General features: G+C 59.9%; 16 protein-coding genes. 6 read left to right on the forward strand and 10 right to left on the reverse strand.

Annotation, left to right across the window (positions count from 1 at the left end; genetic code table 11):
• Positions 1–284: 284 nt before the first annotated feature.
• The 7 genes from EDB94_RS09340 to EDB94_RS09370 form a co-directional block, all read right to left on the reverse strand.
• Complete coding sequence (locus EDB94_RS09340) at positions 285–2,273, reverse strand: acetoacetate--CoA ligase (RefSeq protein ID WP_108018190.1); 1,989 nt, start codon at positions 2,271–2,273, stop codon at positions 285–287.
• A gap of 16 nt (positions 2,274–2,289) precedes the next feature.
• A complete protein-coding gene (locus tag EDB94_RS09345) occupies positions 2,290–3,069 on the reverse strand; it encodes a 3-hydroxybutyrate dehydrogenase (protein ID WP_053113490.1) in 780 nt (259 codons plus the stop codon).
• A gap of 13 nt (positions 3,070–3,082) precedes the next feature.
• Positions 3,083–4,447, reverse strand: a complete 1,365-nt coding sequence (locus EDB94_RS09350; protein ID WP_014578926.1) for a TRAP transporter large permease subunit — start codon at positions 4,445–4,447, stop codon at positions 3,083–3,085.
• Complete coding sequence (locus EDB94_RS09355) at positions 4,447–5,085, reverse strand: TRAP transporter small permease subunit (RefSeq protein WP_014578925.1); 639 nt, start codon at positions 5,083–5,085, stop codon at positions 4,447–4,449. Before EDB94_RS09355 ends, EDB94_RS09350 begins: the two co-directional genes overlap by 1 nt.
• Before the next feature lie 116 nt (positions 5,086–5,201).
• Positions 5,202–6,254 carry a TRAP transporter substrate-binding protein gene (locus EDB94_RS09360; protein ID WP_041645879.1) on the reverse strand — a complete coding sequence of 351 codons (1,053 nt, stop codon included), beginning with the start codon at positions 6,252–6,254 and terminating at the stop codon, positions 5,202–5,204.
• A gap of 327 nt (positions 6,255–6,581) precedes the next feature.
• On the reverse strand, positions 6,582–7,994 hold the full coding sequence (locus EDB94_RS09365; protein WP_014578922.1) for a sigma-54-dependent Fis family transcriptional regulator: 1,413 nt from the start codon (positions 7,992–7,994) through the stop codon (positions 6,582–6,584).
• Between the two features lie 142 nt (positions 7,995–8,136).
• Positions 8,137–10,242 (reverse strand): 3-hydroxybutyrate oligomer hydrolase family protein, encoded by a 2,106-nt coding sequence (locus tag EDB94_RS09370; protein ID WP_181259026.1) that lies wholly within the window; start codon positions 10,240–10,242, stop codon positions 8,137–8,139.
• Between the two features lie 353 nt (positions 10,243–10,595).
• On the opposite strand from EDB94_RS09370, the gene EDB94_RS09375 reads away from it, so the two are divergent.
• A complete protein-coding gene (locus tag EDB94_RS09375) occupies positions 10,596–11,507 on the forward strand; it encodes an alpha/beta hydrolase (RefSeq protein WP_108018192.1) in 912 nt (303 codons plus the stop codon).
• 11 nt (positions 11,508–11,518) lie between these two features.
• Here EDB94_RS09375 and EDB94_RS09380 read toward each other — a convergent pair whose 3' ends face one another.
• Positions 11,519–11,881 carry a DUF6164 family protein gene (locus EDB94_RS09380; protein WP_108018193.1) on the reverse strand — a complete coding sequence of 121 codons (363 nt, stop codon included), beginning with the start codon at positions 11,879–11,881 and terminating at the stop codon, positions 11,519–11,521.
• 97 nt (positions 11,882–11,978) lie between these two features.
• Here EDB94_RS09380 and EDB94_RS09385 point away from each other — a divergent pair, with 97 nt between their 5' ends.
• Genes EDB94_RS09385 through EDB94_RS09400 form a run of 4 tightly spaced genes read left to right on the forward strand, consistent with a single transcriptional unit; the run spans position 11,979 to position 16,476 of the window.
• On the forward strand, positions 11,979–13,388 hold the full coding sequence (locus EDB94_RS09385) for a DUF2868 domain-containing protein (RefSeq protein ID WP_108018194.1): 1,410 nt from the start codon (positions 11,979–11,981) through the stop codon (positions 13,386–13,388).
• A complete protein-coding gene (locus EDB94_RS09390) occupies positions 13,385–14,815 on the forward strand; it encodes a GTPase/DUF3482 domain-containing protein (protein WP_108018195.1) in 1,431 nt (476 codons plus the stop codon). The genes EDB94_RS09385 and EDB94_RS09390 overlap by 4 nt, the downstream gene beginning before the upstream one ends.
• A 50-nt stretch (positions 14,816–14,865) precedes the next feature.
• Complete coding sequence (locus EDB94_RS09395) at positions 14,866–15,261, forward strand: ectoine synthase (RefSeq protein ID WP_008176749.1); 396 nt, start codon at positions 14,866–14,868, stop codon at positions 15,259–15,261.
• 12 nt (positions 15,262–15,273) lie between these two features.
• Positions 15,274–16,476, forward strand: a complete 1,203-nt coding sequence (locus EDB94_RS09400) for a CynX/NimT family MFS transporter (protein ID WP_108018196.1) — start codon at positions 15,274–15,276, stop codon at positions 16,474–16,476.
• Between the two features lie 170 nt (positions 16,477–16,646).
• Here the strand turns inward: EDB94_RS09400 and EDB94_RS09405 are convergent, their stop codons facing one another.
• The gene (locus EDB94_RS09405) at positions 16,647–17,822 is read right to left on the reverse strand and encodes a type III PLP-dependent enzyme (protein WP_014578914.1); all 1,176 of its coding nucleotides are present in this window, start codon (positions 17,820–17,822) and stop codon (positions 16,647–16,649) included.
• 225 nt (positions 17,823–18,047) lie between these two features.
• Between EDB94_RS09405 and EDB94_RS09410 the strand changes: the two genes are divergently transcribed.
• A complete protein-coding gene (locus EDB94_RS09410) occupies positions 18,048–18,260 on the forward strand; it encodes a YjfB family protein (RefSeq protein ID WP_014578913.1) in 213 nt (70 codons plus the stop codon).
• A 3-nt stretch (positions 18,261–18,263) separates the two neighbouring features.
• Here EDB94_RS09410 and EDB94_RS09415 read toward each other — a convergent pair whose 3' ends face one another.
• Positions 18,264–19,082 (reverse strand): alpha-L-glutamate ligase, encoded by an 819-nt coding sequence (locus EDB94_RS09415; RefSeq protein WP_062783560.1) that lies wholly within the window; start codon positions 19,080–19,082, stop codon positions 18,264–18,266.
• Between the last annotated feature and the right edge of the window lie 27 nt (positions 19,083–19,109).

Consider the following 19,109-nt stretch of genomic DNA (forward strand, 5'->3'; position numbering starts at 1 on the left):
TCTTAGTATAAGAACGGACTAAAAATGCCTGATCTTCGGTTACAAGACGATGAAATGGCGGGAATTTACGAAACTTTCTAACATCGACCTGGAGTGGACGCAGGGCGGGTGGCGCCTCCCAAAACACGCTCCTTGCGGCACATCCCTGTGGCGCTTGGGCTCCGCCATCCATGGCTCCGCACAGTTTTGGGAGGCGCCACCCGCCCCGCTGTTGAGCTGTTCAGGCGAGCTCTACAGCAAGAATCTCGCCCGTTTTCAGCGACTTATTGTCAACAAAACCGGCCTTACTCCGGCAATAACCCGACCGCAGACAACCGCTCCCGAATATGGTCTAGGGCCTCGGGGTTGCCCAGGGCATCCCGGTTGTCGGCCTTTTTCGAGCCGTTGATTAACCGGGCCACCGCCAGTTCAACCTTCTTGCCACTGCGGGTGTACGGAATGTCGTTCACCTCCACAATGTGCTTGGGCACGTGCCGTGGGCTGGCGCCTTCGCGGATTCGGCTCTTGAGCTGCTTGAGCAGGTCGTCCGTGATTTCCTGGCCATCGGCCGGGACCACCAGCAGAACCACTTCCACGTCGCCGTCGATCTGGCGGCCGACGACGAGGCTGTCTTTGACCTCGGCCACGGTTTCGACCTGGCGGTAGATTTCCGCGGTACCGATTCGAACGCCGCCCGGGTTCAGGGTGGCGTCAGAGCGGCCATAGATGATAGCCCCGCCGTGTTCGGTGAACTCGATGAAATCACCGTGGGCCCATACGCCCGGGAAGGTGTTGAAGTAGGCGTCGCGGTAGCGCTCGCCATCCGGATCCTGCCAGAAGCTGACGGGCATGGATGGCAGCGGCTGACGGCAGACCAGCTCGCCGCGACCTTCACTGACCGGCTGGCCATCGTCGCCGTAGGCAACCGCGTCGACGCCCAGGAAACGGCACTGGATTTCACCGCGGCGAACAGGCAGCAGTGGCGTTGAACCCACGAAGCAGCCGCAGATGTCCGTGCCACCGGCAATGGAGCCAAGCAGGGCGTCGGGGGCGCCATCGCTGTAAACCCAGTCATAGTCTTCCGGCAACAGCGGTGAGCCGGTGGAAAACACCACTCGCAGCTTGCTCTGATCCAGGGTTTTTGCGGGCTTGAGTTCGCCTTTTCGGCAGCCGGCAATGAACCGGGCGCTGGTTCCGAAGTGGGTGACCTTCTCTTCCGCAACGGTGTCCCACAGGAAGTTCAGGCTCGGGTAACCCGGAGAGCCATCAACGGTGATTACGGCGGCGCCGGTCATCAGGGCGGAGGCCTGCCAGTTCCACATCATCCAGCCACAGGTGGTGAAGTACAGGAATCGGTCTTCGGGGCCAACGTCGCCGTGAAGCATCAGCTCCTTGGCATGATTGACCAGCAGGCCAGCATTGCCGTGCACGATGCACTTGGGTTTGCCCGTGGTGCCGGAGGAATACAGGATATACACCGGATGATCCGGAGGCAGAGGCGTAAAGGAAGGAGCCGTTCCTTCGCCAGCAGCGAGGGCGTTTTCCCAGGTAGTCACCAGATCGCCGGAAATCGGAGCCTCGTCTGGCAGTTGCTGGACACTGACAACCGCCTTGAGCGTTGGCAGGCCGGCAATGAGCTCGGCAAAATCCTGCTGGCGCGCAAACACTTTGCCGCCGTAGCCGTAGCCGTTCACGGCGATCAGAGCCGAAGGCTCGATCTGGCCAAAACGGTCAAGAATCGCGCCGATGCCGAAATCCGGTGACGCGGAACTCCAGATGGCCCCAAGACTTGTAGCGGCCAGCATCCCTACCAGGGCTTCATAGCCGTTGGTAACAACACCGGCTACCCGGTCACCCTGTTTGATGCCTTTGCTGCGCAGGAAGGCTTCCAGGGCACCGGCATCGGCTTTCAGTTCGGCATAGGTGCGACGCAGCACCGGACGGGTTTCGCAGTACGCCACGACCGCTTCGCGATCGCGGTGCTCACCATCTTCGAGCCTCAGCAGGTTGGCAGCAAAGTTCAGCTTCATCCCGGGGAACCATTCGGCGCCCGGCATTTCATGCTTGCCCAGTACTTTTTCAGCCGGTGTATCGCAGACAAGACCACAGTAATCCCAGACTTTTTGCCAGAAGGTTTCCAGCTCATCAATGGACCACTGGTGCAGTGCGTGGTAGTCAGCAAACGGGCCGAAGCCCTGCTGCTCAAGCCATGTCCTGAACTGGCCCATACGGGAATTGGCCAGGGTGTCTTCCGACGGAGACCAGACTACCGGTGATTGTTCTTCATTGCTCATCCATATCTCCTGAATGTTACTGCATATGCCAGCCGTGACTGACCACGATGGACTGGCCAGTCAAAGCCGCAGAGGGGAATGCAGCCAGATGAACGGCCAACTCTGCCACGTCTTCCAGGGTGGTGAATTCCCCGTCCACAGTATTCTTGAGCATAACTTTACTGATCACTTCCTCTTCGGAAATGCCCAGCTCCTTGGCCTGTTCCGGAATCTGCTTGTCCACCAGGGGCGTGCGCACAAACCCGGGGCAAATGATGTTGCTCCGCACCCCGTGTTCCGCACCTTCCTTCGCCACCGCCCGGCACAACCCCAGCATGCCATGCTTGGCCGCCACATAAGGGGCTTTCAGGGGAGAAGCCTCCAGAGAATGCACCGACCCCATGTAGAGCATGGTGCCACCGCCGCTCTCGTACATGTGCTTGAGTGCCGCGCGAGTCACCAGGAAAGCGCCATCAAGATGCACATTCATGACTTTGCGCCAATCGGAATAAGCCAGTTTGTGCACCGGATCAATGTGCTGGATGCCGGCGTTCGCAATGGCGATGTCCAGACCACCCCACTGTTTAACCACAGAGTTGACGTTTACGTCAACTGCATCTTCGTCAGTCACATCCATTTCAAGGGCGATGGCAGTGCCGCCGGCCTGCTCGATGGCATCTACGGTGTCCTGGGCCGCCTCGAGTGTCAGATCAGCCACAGCGACCTTGGCGCCTTCGCGGCCGTAGGCCTCGGCAATGGCCCGGCCGATGCCGCGACCGGCACCGGTAATCAAAGCAATCCGGTTTTCCAGACGCATGGTTATTTTCTCCTTAGTCGTAAGCCACGCTGGGCAGCCAGGTCGCGATTTCCGGTACCACGAACACAATAGCCAGCGCTGCCAGCTGAATAATGATGAACGGTATAACGCCACGGTAGATATCGGTCACCTTGATTTCCGGCGGCGCCACACCCTTGATGTAGAACAGCGCAAATCCGACCGGCGGCGTCAGGAAAGAAGTCTGCAGGCACATGGCAAACAGGATGGTGAACCAGACCAGATCAAAGCCGAGGCTTTGCACAACCGGGGCAACCAACGGCAGGATGATCAGTGTGATTTCCACCCAGTCCAGGAAAAAGCCGAGCAGGAATACGCCGAACAGAATGGTCAGAACCACACCATAAGGGCCGAACGGCAGACCCAACAGGGCGTCCTCGATCACCTGGTCGCCGCCCAGACCCCGCAGGACCACGGAGAACGCGGTGGCACCCAGGAAGATGGCAAAGATGAACGCGGCGGTGCGCGTCGTCTGCTGCATTGAAGAGTTCAGCACGTTCAGGTTCAGTCGGCCAGACATCAGTGCCAGCAGGAGAGCACCCAGGGCGCCCACACCGGAAGCCTCCGTTGGAGTCGCTATGCCGGCAAAGATTGAACCCAATACGCCCAGGATCAACGCGGCGGTTGGCACTACTGCCTTTGCCACTTCCCAGACGATGGCCCAGCTCACTTTTTCGGTACCTTCCGGCACCGGCGCAATGTTCGGCTGCAGCATCGGACGGATAATCGCGTAGGCCACGTACATGGCACCCAGCATAAGGCCGGGGAAGAAGGCGCCCATAAACAGGTCACCAACTGACGCCTCGGGAACCGCCAGGCGGTCAGCCATCAGAACCAGCATGATGGAGGGCGGAATCAGAATACCCAGGGTCCCGGTGGCACATGCCGTACCCACCGCAAAGCCCTTGTCGTACTTGTTCTCCATCATTACCGGCAGGGACAACATGCCGAGGAGCACTACGGACGCCCCGATGATACCGGTGGTCGCGGCCAACAGAACGCCGATAACGATGACGGTCACCGCATAGCCGCCGCGAACGGCGCCAAACAGTTTGACCATGCTGTTCATCAGTCGCTCTGCTACGCCGGACTGGTCAAGCATAATGCCCATGAATATAAACATGGGCAGTGCCACAAGGGTTTCGCTACTGACCACCTTCCAGATTCGCTCGGGCACAAGCCCCATGGAAGATTGATAATCGAACCACAGATTGGCTCCAAAATTCTCAACGGCGACGACGCCAACGACGGTCCAGATAACCGCGGTGCCGCCCAGTACCCAGGCAACCGGATAGCCGGTCATCAGCAGCGCCCCGAAGGTGAGGAACATGCCGATTACGAATAGGGTTTCAAGCTCCATCAGGACGCATCCTCTTTCTTGGTCTCACCGGACTCGACCCGGATTGGCTTCGGAAAGCCGAAAAGCAAAGCCGTCACTTTCAGCAGACGGGACAGGGCCGCGACGATCAGGAGCCCAAACGACAGCGCCAGAACGCCCTTGAGGATCCAGCGGTAAGGAAGGCCCGCCGGCGCCTGACTGGTCTCACCCTGCTCCCAGGAGCTCACGGCATAGGGAATCATTTCGTAGACCGCCAGCACCAGAAACGGCAGCAGGAGAAATACCAGGCCAAATAGCTCAATCCAGGCCTGGCCTTTGAGCGACAGGCGCTCATGAATGACGTCAACCCTGACATGGTCATCGGTCACCAGGGTGTAACCCAATCCCAACAACCAGCCGGCGCCTGCCAGGTGCCACTGGACCTCTTCAAGCGTTACCGAACCCTGGCCAAAGGCATAACGCCCCACCACCGCGTAGATGATCACGCCGGTAACCACAATCCAGAGCCAGGAGGCACTCTTGCCTATCGCAGAAATCACACCGTCCAGGACCTTGCTCAGCCGGGTGGTCGGAAACTCGGTGTGATGATGAATAAATTGACCGGCGTCCGACGCCGATGCATGCACATCGGGTGGTGAGCCTTTATCAGACACTGTCATACAACAGTTCCTCGTTCAGAAAGCCTGCCGTGAAACAAGGATGGCCCCGCAGGGCCATCCAGACTAAATCGAAGAGCACCGGAATTGCGTCCGGTGCCCAGGGTCAGCCCCGAACCTTAGAGGTCCGCCGGAACATAGGCGCGGGTATCCCAGATCTTGTAGGATTCCATGAACTCCTGCTGGCTTTCATAGACACGCTTGAAGTCGGCATCCTTGGAGGCTTCTTCTTCAAGCACTTCCTGGGTTACTTCGCGCAACTTGAGCAGAACGTCGCGGGGGATCTGGTCAGCCTGAACGCCCTTGTCCTGGAACTCGGCCAGAACCTTGCCGTTCTTGTACTCACCCTCAGCCAGGCCACGGGTGGTTGCCGCAGTGCAGGAGGCCTCGACCAGCGCCTTCTGTGCCTCGGTGGCCCGTGCCCACTCGTCCTTGTTGATCAGCATGTACTGGGCTGTGAACTGCTGGTGCCAGCCCGGGAACAGGTTGTACTTGACCACCTGGTTGAAGCCCAGGATCTGATCGATGGCTGGCATGGAGAATTCGGTGGCATCGATGGTGCCCTTCTCCAGTGCCTGGTAGAGCTCGCCGCCGGGCATCATGGTGACAGAGGCGCCCAGCTTTTCGAGGACCTTGCCGCCGAGGCCGGCGAAGCGGATCTTCAGGCCTTTGTAGTCTTCCAGTGTTTCGATGGGCTCGGAATACCAGCCGGCAGTCTCGGGCCCAATGATGCCGCACAGCTGTGCGTGAACATTGAAGCCTTTGTTGGCATAGGTTTCCTGCAGCATCTCATGGCCGCCACCGAAGTAATACCAGCCGATGTAGGCAGGCGGCTTCATGCCAAAGGGAACAGCGGCAAACAGGGGAATCGCAGGCACTTTGCCCTGGTCGTAACCGATCCAGGTGTAACCGGCTGAAACCTTGCCGTCTGAGACGGACTGCAGGATGTCGAACGGCGGAACCAGCTTGCCGGGCTCATAGACACGGACCTGGATGCTGCCATCAGAAGCGGTAGTGAGGTTGTCTGCGACCCAGGCAGCGGGAGAACCGAGGCCAGGAAGGTTGGTTGCGAAGGCTACGGGCATTTTCCAGCGCAGATCGTCTGCAAAAGCGGAGCCCGTGGTAAGAGCGATCGCACCGGCCACACCGGTGAGAGCCTTGAGAAGTTTCATTGGCAAGTCTCCTAACTTTGTTGTTTTGTCTGGCCTGGCGGCTTTCAACCAGAAAGGCCTGAACTGAGTATAGTCAGAGAATGCAGGAACAGACGGACAGGGTGATGTTTGGGGTCCAACAGTTAGCGTCAGTCTTGTTCTGTGCATTGTTCTGACGTCCTGCGCCTCGGATATAGCAGACACTATGCCATCTTAATTTTATTGATATAATTCAGTTAGTTATAAAATAAGGCCGGGGCAGACACGGGGAAAAGTGTCCGGAATTCAGGACATCATTAGACGTCAGTCGTAAGGGATTGTACGGATGGGCAGACAGTCGTCCGGATTTCAGGACAACTTGGCCAGTTTCTCGTACAGAACAGATCGGGATATACCCAACAGCTTGGCAGCCCGGGTACGGTTACCACGGCTTGCCACCAGAGCTTCTTCGATCGCCTGGGCCTCTGCCTCGGCGAGTGTCTGGGACAACGGCCTCACCGGTTGCGGCGCCAGAGAAGACACCGGACGTGTCCCGGCTCGGGGCAACACCTTGAAAATCGCGTCGGCATCGAGCAAGCCACCTTCCTCGCCCATGGTCATTGCCCGCTCGAGAACGTTGCGCAACTCACGGATATTGCCCGGCCAATCATAACTGCCCAGCGCCGAGACGCCAGCATCCGTAATCTCACCACGCAACTCCAGCCCCTCGCAGATCTCTTCAAGAAGGGCTTCGCAGAGCACACCGAGATCCGCCAGCCGATCCCTCAAGGGCGGGATGGGGATTTCCAGGACATTAAGGCGGTAATAAAGATCGGAGCGGAAAGTTCCTTCGGAGATCATGACCTCAAGATTTCTGCTGGTGGCAGCAATAACCCGAACATCCACCGAAACCACCTTGTTGGAGCCCAGCGGTTCAATCTCTCCCTCTTGCAGGGCCCGCAGCAGCTTGGCCTGCAGCGGCAACGGCATGTCACCCACTTCGTCGAGAAACAGGGTGCCACCGTTGGCCAGTTGAAACTTGCCTTCCCGGGTGCGGCGATCGGCACCGGTGTAGGCGCCGGGTGCGACGCCAAAGAACTCGGCCTCAAGGAGGTTGTCCGGAATGGCGGCCACGTTCACTCCCACGAACGGTTTCTCCGCACGTCCCGAGACCGTATGAATCGCCTGGGCGAGCACTTCCTTGCCGGTGCCCGTTTCTCCCAGCAGTAGAACCGGCATATCGCGACCGGCCGCCAAGCGCGCGCGACGCTTGACCTCCAGCGCTGCCGGGCTGGCACCAACGAAATCACCGAGGCTGTAGCGAGTACCTCGTGCCTTTTTCGCCAACGCCTTGCGCGCGGCCGCCAGATCCTGGTGGAGCCGACGGTATTTCGACACCAGTGGCGTCAGGGGCTGAAGGTCGTCGTAAAGTACAAAGGCCACGGCACCGACGATTTTTCCGTTGTCGTCGTAGTACGGCAGGCGCGTTACCACCAACTGTTGCTGGTTGTGCTCCATAATGTCCAGCAGCAGGGGTTTACCGGTTTCGACCACTTCGGGCATTCGGGTGTGAGGGATCAGCTGGCGCACCGGTTTGCCGATGATGGTAGACGGATCGCCCAGGCCAAGAAGATGGGAGTAGCTGCTGTTAATCCAGGTAATCCGTGCATCGCAGTCCACGGCGATGGCACCGGCGCTGGCTTCCTCGAACATGGGAAACAGGGCTTCGATCAGGTCTCTGGTCAGGCCACTTTTATTGTTGTCAGAAAACAGCTGTGTCATGTACCGCGCACCAACGGGTCGAATGTCATTCATCTGGATAACCCTCGCACCCGACAGGCCGGGTGCAGTGACGGAAGTATATGGGGCCCCCGGACCGGGGGCAAACGAAGCCGGCCCCGCAACGGGCCGGCGCGTGTCACACTTATTCCGGGATCCGGACCTGGTTGTCAGTAAAGACAATCCGGTCGCCGGCATCCGGCGCGGGATTGATCGCCGGCAGGTTGACCTCCGCCAGCGGTGTTGTGATAGCGCCCCGTGGCACCGTCCGGACTACCTGGCTTGGCGGCAACGCCTGCTTTTCGGTCAGATTGGCCCAGACCAGGTCCAGCGCCTGGAAGTAGTAGTGATGCAGGGGCACATAACGGTCGGCAACGCCCGGGAACCCATTGAGCACGTCCAGATGATGGGCGTTCAGGATTTCGTAGTACCGCAGGTTGCTTTTCTCCCCCTCCACTCGCTGGTTCAGGCCAAAATAGGGCCGGGAGGTGTGGTTGATGGGTAGAATCGCATCGGCACGACCGGTCACGAAGACCGTCGGCTTGCCCTGCAGATCACCCGAGGCACGGACTTCGGCGATACCCTCGGCTATAGCCGTTGCCAGCTCGGCGTCAGAGCCCTGCAGATCAGGTCCGGTGACGGCGTCGCTGCCCTGGGCAAGGCTACGAAGGCACAACAGTGCATCCAGGCCATAGTCCAATTGGTTGGTACTTGGTGAAGCACTGGCAGGCAGATTGGTGGGCTGACCATCGGCACCATCGTAGACGATGTTTACCCCGGCCGACGGCGGGATGCCATTGCTGGCCGAAAAAAGTGCTGCCTCTGCAGCGGGCGCCAACTGGGTCACGGCTCCGGCCGAATCGGTTGCCGCCAGGCTGAGCTCACAGACACGATCCTCGACACCGGCGCGACCATAAGCATTGGCATAGGTCATGGAAATACTCTGGGCTACGGCGAGCCCGAAGTGCACCGGCGCCAGCAGATTCTGCTCCGGCTGAATACCAAAGTCCTCGTTCAGGATGCGCAGCGCGTCTGTTGCTCGGTCATCCAGCGTGGCACCACTCACCAGACCCTTGTTGGCAAGGGAGTTACAGATATTCTCGCCGATTGCAGGGGGATTGAAGGTAGCGTTCAAAGGCGCATCGTCCCGGATCGCCGGCGCCTGGTTGGCACAGCCCTGATAGACGGCAAGGGCCGTGGTGTAATCCAGCAGGCTGCGGCTGTGCTCGGTAATCTCCGGGCCCTCGCCCTGGCGTATGGTGAAGCTTCGGTCCACCTGCGGGTTCACGTTCGGCTCGGACACCGCCACGCCATCGATAAGGCCCTTCGTATCCTGCTCGGCTGCTCGGACGGAAGAACCACCACCGTTGGAGACACTGGAGGCAATGACCACGGTGTTTTTGGGTTTGATGGTCAGAAGCGTTTCGCCGTTGCCCAGCTCACGGCCAAACTTCTCGTTCAGCACGTAAAACCCGAATTCAATGGACTGCAGTACATGCTGGCCCCAGTCGGCTTCCGGATTGGCTCTGGAGTGAGCGTGCTTCCAGGCAAACCGATCCGGCCACGCGCTGTCGAAATCCGCTCGCTGCCCATCGGTCAGGTCGGCCCGGAACTGCACTGGTTCGACATCGGAGGTTAGCGTGCCATCAATCCGTTGGGCGGTGTTTGTAGCCAGGTTATGGGAACCGGTCCCTGTGCCCTTGTCGGTGTATACGACAGCACACCCTTTTTTCAGGCCCCACTCGCCGGCCGTACCGATAGCACCGTAGATGCCCCGGGAGCCGGAGGACGGCGCCGTGACCATGCAGGGTCGATCCGGGTCAAAGCTATCGGGCACCTGGGCCATCACCGTAACCGGCACGTCGGTTCCGGGCACAGACATGTAGGCAATGAATTCGTCACCCGCAATCAGGCCTTCACCGCTGGCGTTAACCTGCGGACCGAAGAAGGTCCCATAACCGCCTCCGGGGGCGGTATCCACCAGTGCGCGATAGTTGTTATAGATCGCCAACCGCCGGAGTTCTGCAGCGGTAGGGTTCAAAGGGTCTGCGAATGCAGGCCCGGGCGCACTGGCCAGACCGCTGGCACCCAGGCCCGCAGTAAGCAGGTCATCGGTAATACCGTCGTAGCTGGTCTGACTGATATCGCCCTGAATGAAATCGGGAATTTCGTTAAACGGTGGATTATCCTTGCAGGCTGAGAGGGTCAACCCTGTGGCGCCGATCAGGGCGCAGAGCATTATTCGTTTCATGATCGTTCCTTGTTTGTTGTTGTAAACGAACAGACCAGGCCGCAAGCCGGGCCCCGGGAACGCCATGCGCATCCTGTGCCAATTGGCTATGTCTATGATTTATAAATGTTAAATTTACCTCTTACTTGAACTTTAATGAATAATTCCGGATTTCCGGACAGCCCCGGGGCCGGCAATCATCGAGAAACACGCCTATTGCGAGCCTTGCAGAGATTGTCCTTGAAACCGGACACTGTACTGAATGTCGGACAATGGAGTCTGGATCAGGCAATCCGCCCGTACCGGCATCCATCAATATCAGTCCGTCGTAGATTTGATGTGAAACCTCAATTCGCCTGAAAAAGGAGAGCCCAGTGCCCGGTTACCGAACAGGGGGCAGACGGGGTGGGTTGGTCGGCGTGATTGGCAGCCTGCTGTTGCTGGCCGGATGCGCGACCCACCACAATGCACCAGAGAACGCGGCCTTGCCGGGAGAACAATCCTTTCAGGTAGAGCGCAATTTACAGTTCTCCCCCGATAACTGGCCACAACGACTGTTCGCCGACCTTTACCTGCCCGAGAACGGAGCCTCAGGGCATCGCCATCCGGTGGTCCTGATGGTTCACGGGGGTGGCTGGCAACGACGGTCCCGTCAAGACATGGCCTGGATCGCGGAAGAAGTGGCCAGCCACGGTTTCGCGGTGCTGAACATCGACTACCGGTTTGCACCGGAATACACCTTCCCGGCGCAGCTGCATGATCTCCAGCTCGCCCGCCAGTGGTTGAACGAGCATGCCGACAAATACCGGCTCGACCGCAAGCAAGTCAGCGGTTTCGGGTTTTCATCCGGCGCCCATCTGATTGCCCTGCTGGCCCTGGTGGCAAGCTCCGACAGCGAGCTGAACGAGCCCTACGGCGGGCCGGAGTCCCGGCTGCACGCTGTTGTCGCCGGCGGCTTACCGTCTGACCTCATGGCGTTCGGTTCGGGCAAGCTGATCCGGCAGTTCCTCGGTGGCGAGCAGCAGGCGATGCCGGACACCTATCGCAGTGCCTCACCGATCAGTCACGTGACGGCCAACGCACCGCCCTTTTTCCTGTTTCACGGCGCCGTGGACATGCTTGTGCCCTTCAGCCAGGCCGAACGTTTCCGGGACGCACTCGCAAGTCATCAGGTATACAGCGAACTCTATGAAATGCATCTGCGAGGACATGTCACCAGCTTTCTCACAGCCGGCGATGCGGTTGACGAGGCAATCGCATTCCTCGACCGAAAGAAAAGCAACTGATTGCCGGGTCGCTATCCGATTCGGATGAACGGCAGCAGGCTCAGGCCCATGATGACCAGAATGGCAATGCAGGCCGCCAGAGTCCGGATCGGCCTATGCCTGAGCATGAACCAGAAACCGCCGGATTCGCCCCGGGCCAGGTGCTCCTCGTAGGCCTGTCGCTGGGTTTCATAGCGCTGCCTCTGATACTCATCCAGCAGCGCCCTGGCCCTGGCCGCCTCATCGTCGTCGTGCACCCAGAAACCACCCATGCTGATGCCCCAGCGGCTTGGTGGCGTCTCGTAATAGGCTACATCATGGGCATCAAACAGGGCCCGGATTTCCTCGGCCTCGTCATCGGGTACATGGCGCAGGTTCATCAGATGGTGGGGCATGGACTCTCGTTGTCTGGTATCAGGTGCGGGTATCCCTATATCCTAGCACTAAAGCCCGACGGGGCCCGACAGCCCGAATTCGACACCGGAACCCTGAATGACCGACAACCCCCTCCGATTGCTGCTGGAGTTTGACAGCCAGGCGCAACGGGACAGATCACAGCCGCCTACCTTCCTGCATCGACGCGACCGCAAGTTCGCTCTCGTCTGTGAAGAGCAGGGCGAGGCCCCGGACGCGGCCCGCTGGCTCGCCCACCTGAACCGCCTCAGCGGTCCCCGGACAACCCCGACATCCGCGGACCGGACACTGGCATCGTGGCGCCGGATCAACGGTGGTTTTGCAGTGTCAGGCGCGGTCGCGGGCACGCTGGCGATGGCCGGGCTGCTGTTCTATGACGGCGGCCAGCGCATCAACATCACGGTTTTCCTGGCGTTCGTGTTGCTGCACCTGATATTTGCCCTGTTCACCACCGTGCAAGCCATGGCCGGATGGCAGCCCTGGCGCTGGTTGGCGCATCGATTGGGGGTCAACCCGGGAGATGGCGCCTTCACCAGGCTTCAGCCTGTTCTGATGGCCAGAGCGGCTCACCTGGGCGGCATTGCGTTCGCCATCGCAGGGCTGTTTACCCTGCTGGCCATGGTCGTCTTGCAGGACCTCGCCTTCGGCTGGAGCACCACGCTGGACACTGCCGCCACCAGCTATCACGGATTGGTAAAGGCCATTGCGATGCCCTGGGCCTGGCTCTGGCCTGCCGCGGCCCCGGATCTAGCGCTGGTCGAGGCAACGCGTTTTTTCCGGGCCGGTGACCCGACGGCAAGTCCTGACCCGGCCCTCTGGGGCCTGTGGTGGCCGTTTGTGGCCATGATGTGGTCGACCTGGGTTCTTCTGCCAAGGATAATTCTCTGGGCGTGTGCGTCCGTGCAGGCCGGGCAAAAAGCCCGGCGCCTGCTCACCAGCCATCCGGCCATGCACGCCCTGCTGTATCGCATGGAAACACCCGCCCTGGACACTGGCAACAGCCATCATGATGCCGACGATCTGCCGGACACCGACACTCGAGGCAACCTGCTACCACTGCCCGACAGCGACATTCTCTTGTGTTGGGCCGGCGCCGGTGAGCCGGAATTGCCAGAGTCGCTTCGGTCAGGCAAGCAGCTCGTGCTCAGCGCCGGCGGCAGCGCCAGCCTTTCGGACGATGATCAGGCCCTGCACCGGATCGCCGAGCATCTGAAAAACCGCGCCAGGGCAGTCATCCTGCTGGTTCGCTGCTGGCAACCCCCGACCGGCGAGCTTCAGGACTTCCTCGCGGCCGCCCGGGACATCTGGCCCGACAACGCCAGGGTCGCGCTGGTGCCACTGGCCACGGACAGCAATCAGCAACCCGATGCCCACCAGATCCAGCCCTGGCTGCGATTTGCCGAAAGGGTGGGCAGCGAGTTCGTCCAGGTGTCTCTGCCCCCATTCCATATGCGGGACCCCTACACAGCCATCGGGGACGGGTCATGACTCAGATACCCACGTTTGCGGTCGTCGGACACCCGAACAAGGGTAAATCCAGCGTGGTGGCGACCCTGTCCCAGAACGATGCCATTGCCATTGCCCTGGAACCCGGCACCACGCGCAGGCATCAGGCTTACCCGCTGAAGGTGGACGGCCAGACCCTCTACACTCTGGTCGACACGCCCGGATTCCAGCGGCCGAGACGGGTAATGGAGTGGCTGGAAGCCCACAGTGTCTCCGCCTCTGATCACGCAGACACCGTCAAAGCCTTTGTGGCACAGCATGAGGGGGACGGCCGATTCACCGATGAATGTGAGCTTCTCAGACCGCTGATCGAAGGCGCCGGGATCATCTACGTGGTGGACGGCTCGGTGCCTTACAGCGCAGAGCACGAGGCAGAAATGACCATCCTGCGCTGGACTGGCCGTCCGAGCCTGGCCCTGATCAACAGCATCGGCGCCGACGACTACAGTGACACCTGGCAGGCTGCTCTGGGCCAGTTCTTTCAGGTTGTCCGCCGTTTCGACGCGGTTCGCGCCCCATTCGAGCAACATCTGGGCCTTTTACGGGCTTTCGGACAACTGGAGCCGGACTGGGAAACACCACTGGAACAGGCCACTCACTACCTGTCCGCCCAGCGGCAGCAGCGCCGCCATCAGGCCGCAGTACTGATCGCCAGGACACTTGAGAGCATGATGTCCTACCAGGAAAAACGGACGCTTACCGCCGGCCAGGCTGCAGAAACCAGTGACGGCTCCCTGGCCGAACAGCTGCGGGAACGTTGGTATCGTCACCAGCGCAAGCGGGAACAGACCCTGCGCGTGGATATCGAACATCTTTATCAGCACCAGCGCATCCGTCGCCAGGAAGCCGAACTGGAGTGGCACAGCGAACACGACCTGTTCTCGGAAGACAGCCGCAAAGCCTGGGCGGTCAGCAAGCGCTACCTGGCCACCGCCGGCTTCGGCGCGGGCGCCGTCAGTGGCGCCGGAATCGACGCGCTGACTTTTGGCTCATCCCTTGGAACCGGTGCTCTGGTGGGCGGTTTGATCGGTGCTGCCGGCAGCTATTTCTACGGCGATCGGCTGGCCCTGCCGGCGCTGAGCATCGGCGTGCTCAGGGACGGATTGAAAACAGCCACCTTCGGTCCTGTACAGGACAGCCAGTTCGGCTATGTTGTATTGGGAAGGGCCGTGGATCACTGGTGGCATATCTCCCATCGGAATCACGCTGGTCGCGACCTGCTGGACCTTGAGCCAGCAGACCATCACTGGCTCGAGCGACTTGAAAAACCGAGCCGACAGGAAATTCAGAAAGCCTTCGACAAGTGCCGGAAACGGCGCCCCCTGGATGAACGCCAGCGGGAAAGATTCGCCACCTCGATCGAACTGGCCATGGCCGTTTACGACGATTGGCGGTTGAACCGCACCTGAAAGGGATGTTTATACTAAAAGGCTATTCCATCACAAAATGAGGAATGCTCATGAAAATCGTACGAGTGCAAGACATTATCGGTACCGAGCGGGAAGTCACCGGCCCAGGGTGGACAAGCCGCCGCATGCTGCTCAAAAAAGACGGCATGGGCTTTTCCTTCCACGAAACCATCATCCCTGCCGGGGCCGAGTTGAACCTCTGGTACAAGCATCACCTCGAAGCGGTCTACTGTGTTGCCGGCAACGGCAAGATCCTGGACAAAGCCACTGGTGAAACCCATGAGATCACTGACGGAACCCTGTACGCACTCGACAAGCATGACCAGCACACCCTGTACGGTGGCACGGAAGACATGCGACTGATCTGTGCCTTCAATCCACCGGTTACCGGCCGTGAAGTCCACGACGAAGACGGTGCCTATCTGCCGGACACCAGCGAAGACTGAATCGTCTTGCCCGTGGCTGAACACCAGGCCGCGACCACACCGCCACCGCCAGCGAAGCTGCTGCCGGTGGCGGTGTTGCTTTGGCTGGCCGGCGTTTACCTGCGGATACCGGTACTGGTCGCGCCGCCCCTGGCGCCGTTCATCAGCGACGAACTGGCACTCACCCAGGCACTCACCGGCGCCCTGACCACCCTCCCCATCCTGATGCTGGCCATCGGCTCCATGCCCGGCTCACTGGCCATTGCCCGGATTGGCCCCCGCAATACCCTGGCTCTGGCCATGATGATCATGGTGATCGGCTCCGCCGGGCGCGGCCTGATGCCCGACACCCTGACCCTGATGATTGCAAGTGCCGTCATGGGCATCGGCGTTTCCATGATGCAACCATCACTGCCGGCACTACTGCCCCGGTGGCTGGAACCCCACCACCTCGCGTTAGGCTCGGCGATCTACATGAACGGCATGCTGATGGGTGAGTTCATCGGTGCCGGCATCACGCTGCCTGTGCTCATGCCCCTGCTGGACAACAGCTGGCGCGCCACCCTGGTGGCCTGGTCACTCCCGGCGCTGCTGGTTGCCGCAGCCCTGTTCCTGCCCAAACGGGACCGCGCCAAACCGGTGCGAAAAGTAGCCTGGCTACCGGACTGGCATAACCCCTTGACCCTGAGAATCGGTCTACTGCTCGGCCTCTCCGGCTCGCTGTTTTTTGGCCTCAACGCGTACATGGGCAACCTGCTGCAGCATCAGGGCCAGTTCGACAAACTGCCGGACGCCCTGTTCTGGTACAACCTTGCCCAGGTCTTCGCCTCCCTGATTATGCTGAAAATGGCGCGCTACTGGGTCGGCCGTCGCGGCGTCATCGCCACCCTGGCCAGCATCAGCCTGCTCGGCGCCATTGGCGCGGTCATGCTTACCGGCTGGTGGTCCATCGTCAGTGCCACCCTCATGAGCCTGGTCGCCGGCATGCTCCTGATCCTGCTCGTAGCGATCCCCCCGCTGGTGGTCTCCTCCGCCGAAACTGGCCGCCTCTCCGCCGGCACCTTTCTGGTCGGTTACACCGTCGCTTTTTGCGTGCCCATGCTTGGCGGTGTCGTCGCCGACTGGACCGGCGATGCCCGCCACGCCCTGATGCTGATGATCACCTACGGCCTGCTGGTCTTGCCCCTGGCCTTTACCCTGAACCTGGAACGAAAAAAGGACCAGCCCGAAAGCTGATCCTTCTCTGAATACCAATTTTCCCTTCGCGGACTCCCCGTATCCAGCCGGAACGGCCGTGGGGCGGGGGTGTCCTTTCCGCCGGGAAAAAATGTCTGAGCAAAGCGAGTTGTTTTTCCCAGAGGAAAGGACACCCCCGCCCCGCGGCCAGACTCCGAACTAATACAGGGTCAGATGTAATAGTCCTTCAGCGGAGGAAACCCATTAAACTCAATGGCGCTGTATGTCGTTGTATAGGCTCCGGTAGACAGCCAATACATCCGATCCCCAATCGCCAGATTCAACGGCAACGGATACTTGTGATGCTCATACATGATATCGGCACTGTCACAGGTCGGCCCGGCAATCACACAATCCTCGCCTTCGCCCACTTTTTCCGTCCAGATCGGAAACTTGATCGCCTCATCCAGGGTCTCGATCAGGCCTGAAAACTTGCCCACATCGGTAAACACCCAGCGATGCAGGGCAGTACGGGATTTCCGGGAAATCAGAACCACCTCGCTCACCAGAACACCGGCGTTGGAAATCAGCGATCGGCCCGGCTCGATAATGATCTCCGGCAGCTCCGCACCAAAATCTTCGTGCAGGAAGCGGGCAATCTCCTCGGCGTACACCTTCAGCTCATTGGTGCGAGTGATGTAGTTGGCCGGGAAACCACCGCCCATGTTGATCATCTTAAGCTCGATACCGTCTTCTTCCTTCAGACGCTCGAAAATCACCTTCACCTTGTTCAGGGCCGCATCCCAGGCGCCAATCTCGCGCTGCTGGGAACCGACGTGAAACGAGACGCCGTAGGGCACCAAGCCCAGGTCACGGGCAAGGATCAGCAGGTCCATGGCCATGTCGGTCTGGCAGCCGAACTTGCGGGACAGCGGCCAGTCTGCCGTCAGGGTACCTTCGGTCAGGATACGCACATACACTTTCGAGCCCGGGGCCGCCTTGGCGATGTTGCGAAGGTCTGCCTCCGAGTCGGTGGCAAACATACGAACGCCTTTCTCGTAGAAGGTGCGAATGTCCTTCGCCTTCTTGATGGTATTGCCGTAGCTGATCCGCTCACCGGTCACACCCAGGGCCATCACCTTGTCCAGCTCGTACACCGACGCGATATCGAAAGAGGCACCCTTGTCGCGCAGCATGGTCAGGATCTGCGGGGCCGGGTTGGCTTTCACCGCATAGTAAACCTTGGCGTAGGGGAAACCCTCGACCAGCTCGTCGTACTGACGGTCAATCGTTGCGGTGTCGATCACCACAAACGGAGTTTCCTTGCCGTCGGCAAAGTCCTTGATGCGCTTGAACGTGTCGGCTTCGTAGTAATCGGCGATATTGGCGTTAGCGGCTTCGGTCATGGGTGGTGTGTCCCTCCACAGGGCAAACAGGCATAAAAAAAGGCACTACAGCAACGCTGCAGCACCCGTTAGATAACGCGATCATCGGGCTTTTTTGAGGGCCCGGATATGAGCACTTTTACCCATAAAACGAAGGGAATTTGTTACCGAATGAAAAGGGGCGTTGAGGGCTATTCCGCTCGTGTTAGACTGAGCATTATTTGATCAGAGCCAAGTGGTTTTTATATGTCGGACATCAGCTCAATTGCCGCCGCCAGCACTCAACTGAATCAGCAACGCGTGCAGGAGCAGGCACAGCTTTCAGTCCTGAAAGCCTCCCTCGATATGGCCCAGCAGGGCGCCCTGCAACTGCTTGAAGGCGTAACGGAAACGGCAGTAGCGACCGCCGGAGCGAATCCGTCTGACAACGTCGGCAGTCTGATCGACGTTCGCGCGTAGCCCTCAGACCGCCACCGGCCATATCGGCGGTGGTTCGGTAGGCCCGTCCGGGTCTTCCGGTTCAGTCTGTTCCCGTAGATAGCCGAGAATCGCTTCCTGGAGCTCCGTGCCCTGGCCCAATCCCTTGTTTCCGAACAACCGGTTGAATTCCAGTACGTAAGGGTGGCCATCCACCAGCGCAATATCAAAGCCGGCGTGATCAACACCCAGATCCCGGGCCAGCCGCAATGCCAGCGCCGTCATAGCCGGGGGAACCGGGCTGTTGTCGATGCGGCCACCTTGGGCCACATTGTTGTAGAAGCCCTGATCGGCCTGGGTTCGCCAGTAAGCCGTCAGCACCTGATCGCCAACCACAACAACTCGTGCATCCCGGTCCAGAGGCAGGTATTCCTGGGCGTAGAGCACGTCAGTGCGCTCGCAGTAGCGGCGCCAGTCCTCACGGGATTCAATCAGCCAGACGCCTTCGCCCATGCTGGCCTTGGGGAGCTTTGCCACGAACGGATGCACCATGGCATCCCAGATCATGTCACGTTCCACCGGGCCGTTGGCCTCAATCATGGTCCAGGGCGTGTGCTCCGGGGCCACCGTCTGGAATGCGCGGGTCATCTCCACCTTGTCGTGGCCGATGCGGTAGCTGGCTTCGCTGGGAAACACCCGGCACTTGAGACCGTGAACCAGGGCATTTAACTGCCAGTATTCTGGGAACAGGACCCAATCCGCTTCCCGCAACAGTTCTTTATGCCGCAAAAACTGCTCCGGCTTGAGGACGGTGGTGTCGGGAAAACCCAGGGTTCGGAAAATATCGAAGGAAACAAGGTGCATGGATACTGCGCACTCGGGGTTGAGTTG

The sequence above is a fragment of the Marinobacter sp. 3-2 genome, assembly GCF_003751355.1.
Classification (GTDB): Bacteria; Pseudomonadota; Gammaproteobacteria; order Pseudomonadales; family Oleiphilaceae; genus Marinobacter; species Marinobacter adhaerens.

Coding starts and splice junctions, on each gene's coding strand:
- EDB94_RS09360 (WP_041645879.1), bottom strand. CDS start 6,254: ATGAAACTTCTCAAGGCTCTCACCGGTGTGGCCGGTGCGATCGCTCTT.
- EDB94_RS09385 (WP_108018194.1), top strand. CDS start 11,979: ATGACCGACAACCCCCTCCGATTGCTGCTGGAGTTTGACAGCCAGGCG.
- EDB94_RS09340 (WP_108018190.1), bottom strand. CDS start 2,273: ATGAGCAATGAAGAACAATCACCGGTAGTCTGGTCTCCGTCGGAAGAC.
- EDB94_RS09355 (WP_014578925.1), bottom strand. CDS start 5,085: ATGACAGTGTCTGATAAAGGCTCACCACCCGATGTGCATGCATCGGCG.
- EDB94_RS09395 (WP_008176749.1), top strand. CDS start 14,866: ATGAAAATCGTACGAGTGCAAGACATTATCGGTACCGAGCGGGAAGTC.
- EDB94_RS09350 (WP_014578926.1), bottom strand. CDS start 4,447: ATGGAGCTTGAAACCCTATTCGTAATCGGCATGTTCCTCACCTTCGGG.
- EDB94_RS09345 (WP_053113490.1), bottom strand. CDS start 3,069: ATGCGTCTGGAAAACCGGATTGCTTTGATTACCGGTGCCGGTCGCGGC.
- EDB94_RS09415 (WP_062783560.1), bottom strand. CDS start 19,082: ATGCACCTTGTTTCCTTCGATATTTTCCGAACCCTGGGTTTTCCCGAC.
- EDB94_RS09410 (WP_014578913.1), top strand. CDS start 18,048: ATGTCGGACATCAGCTCAATTGCCGCCGCCAGCACTCAACTGAATCAG.
- EDB94_RS09370 (WP_181259026.1), bottom strand. CDS start 10,242: ATGAAACGAATAATGCTCTGCGCCCTGATCGGCGCCACAGGGTTGACC.
- EDB94_RS09405 (WP_014578914.1), bottom strand. CDS start 17,822: ATGACCGAAGCCGCTAACGCCAATATCGCCGATTACTACGAAGCCGAC.
- EDB94_RS09380 (WP_108018193.1), bottom strand. CDS start 11,881: ATGCCCCACCATCTGATGAACCTGCGCCATGTACCCGATGACGAGGCC.
- EDB94_RS09390 (WP_108018195.1), top strand. CDS start 13,385: ATGACTCAGATACCCACGTTTGCGGTCGTCGGACACCCGAACAAGGGT.
- EDB94_RS09365 (WP_014578922.1), bottom strand. CDS start 7,994: ATGACACAGCTGTTTTCTGACAACAATAAAAGTGGCCTGACCAGAGAC.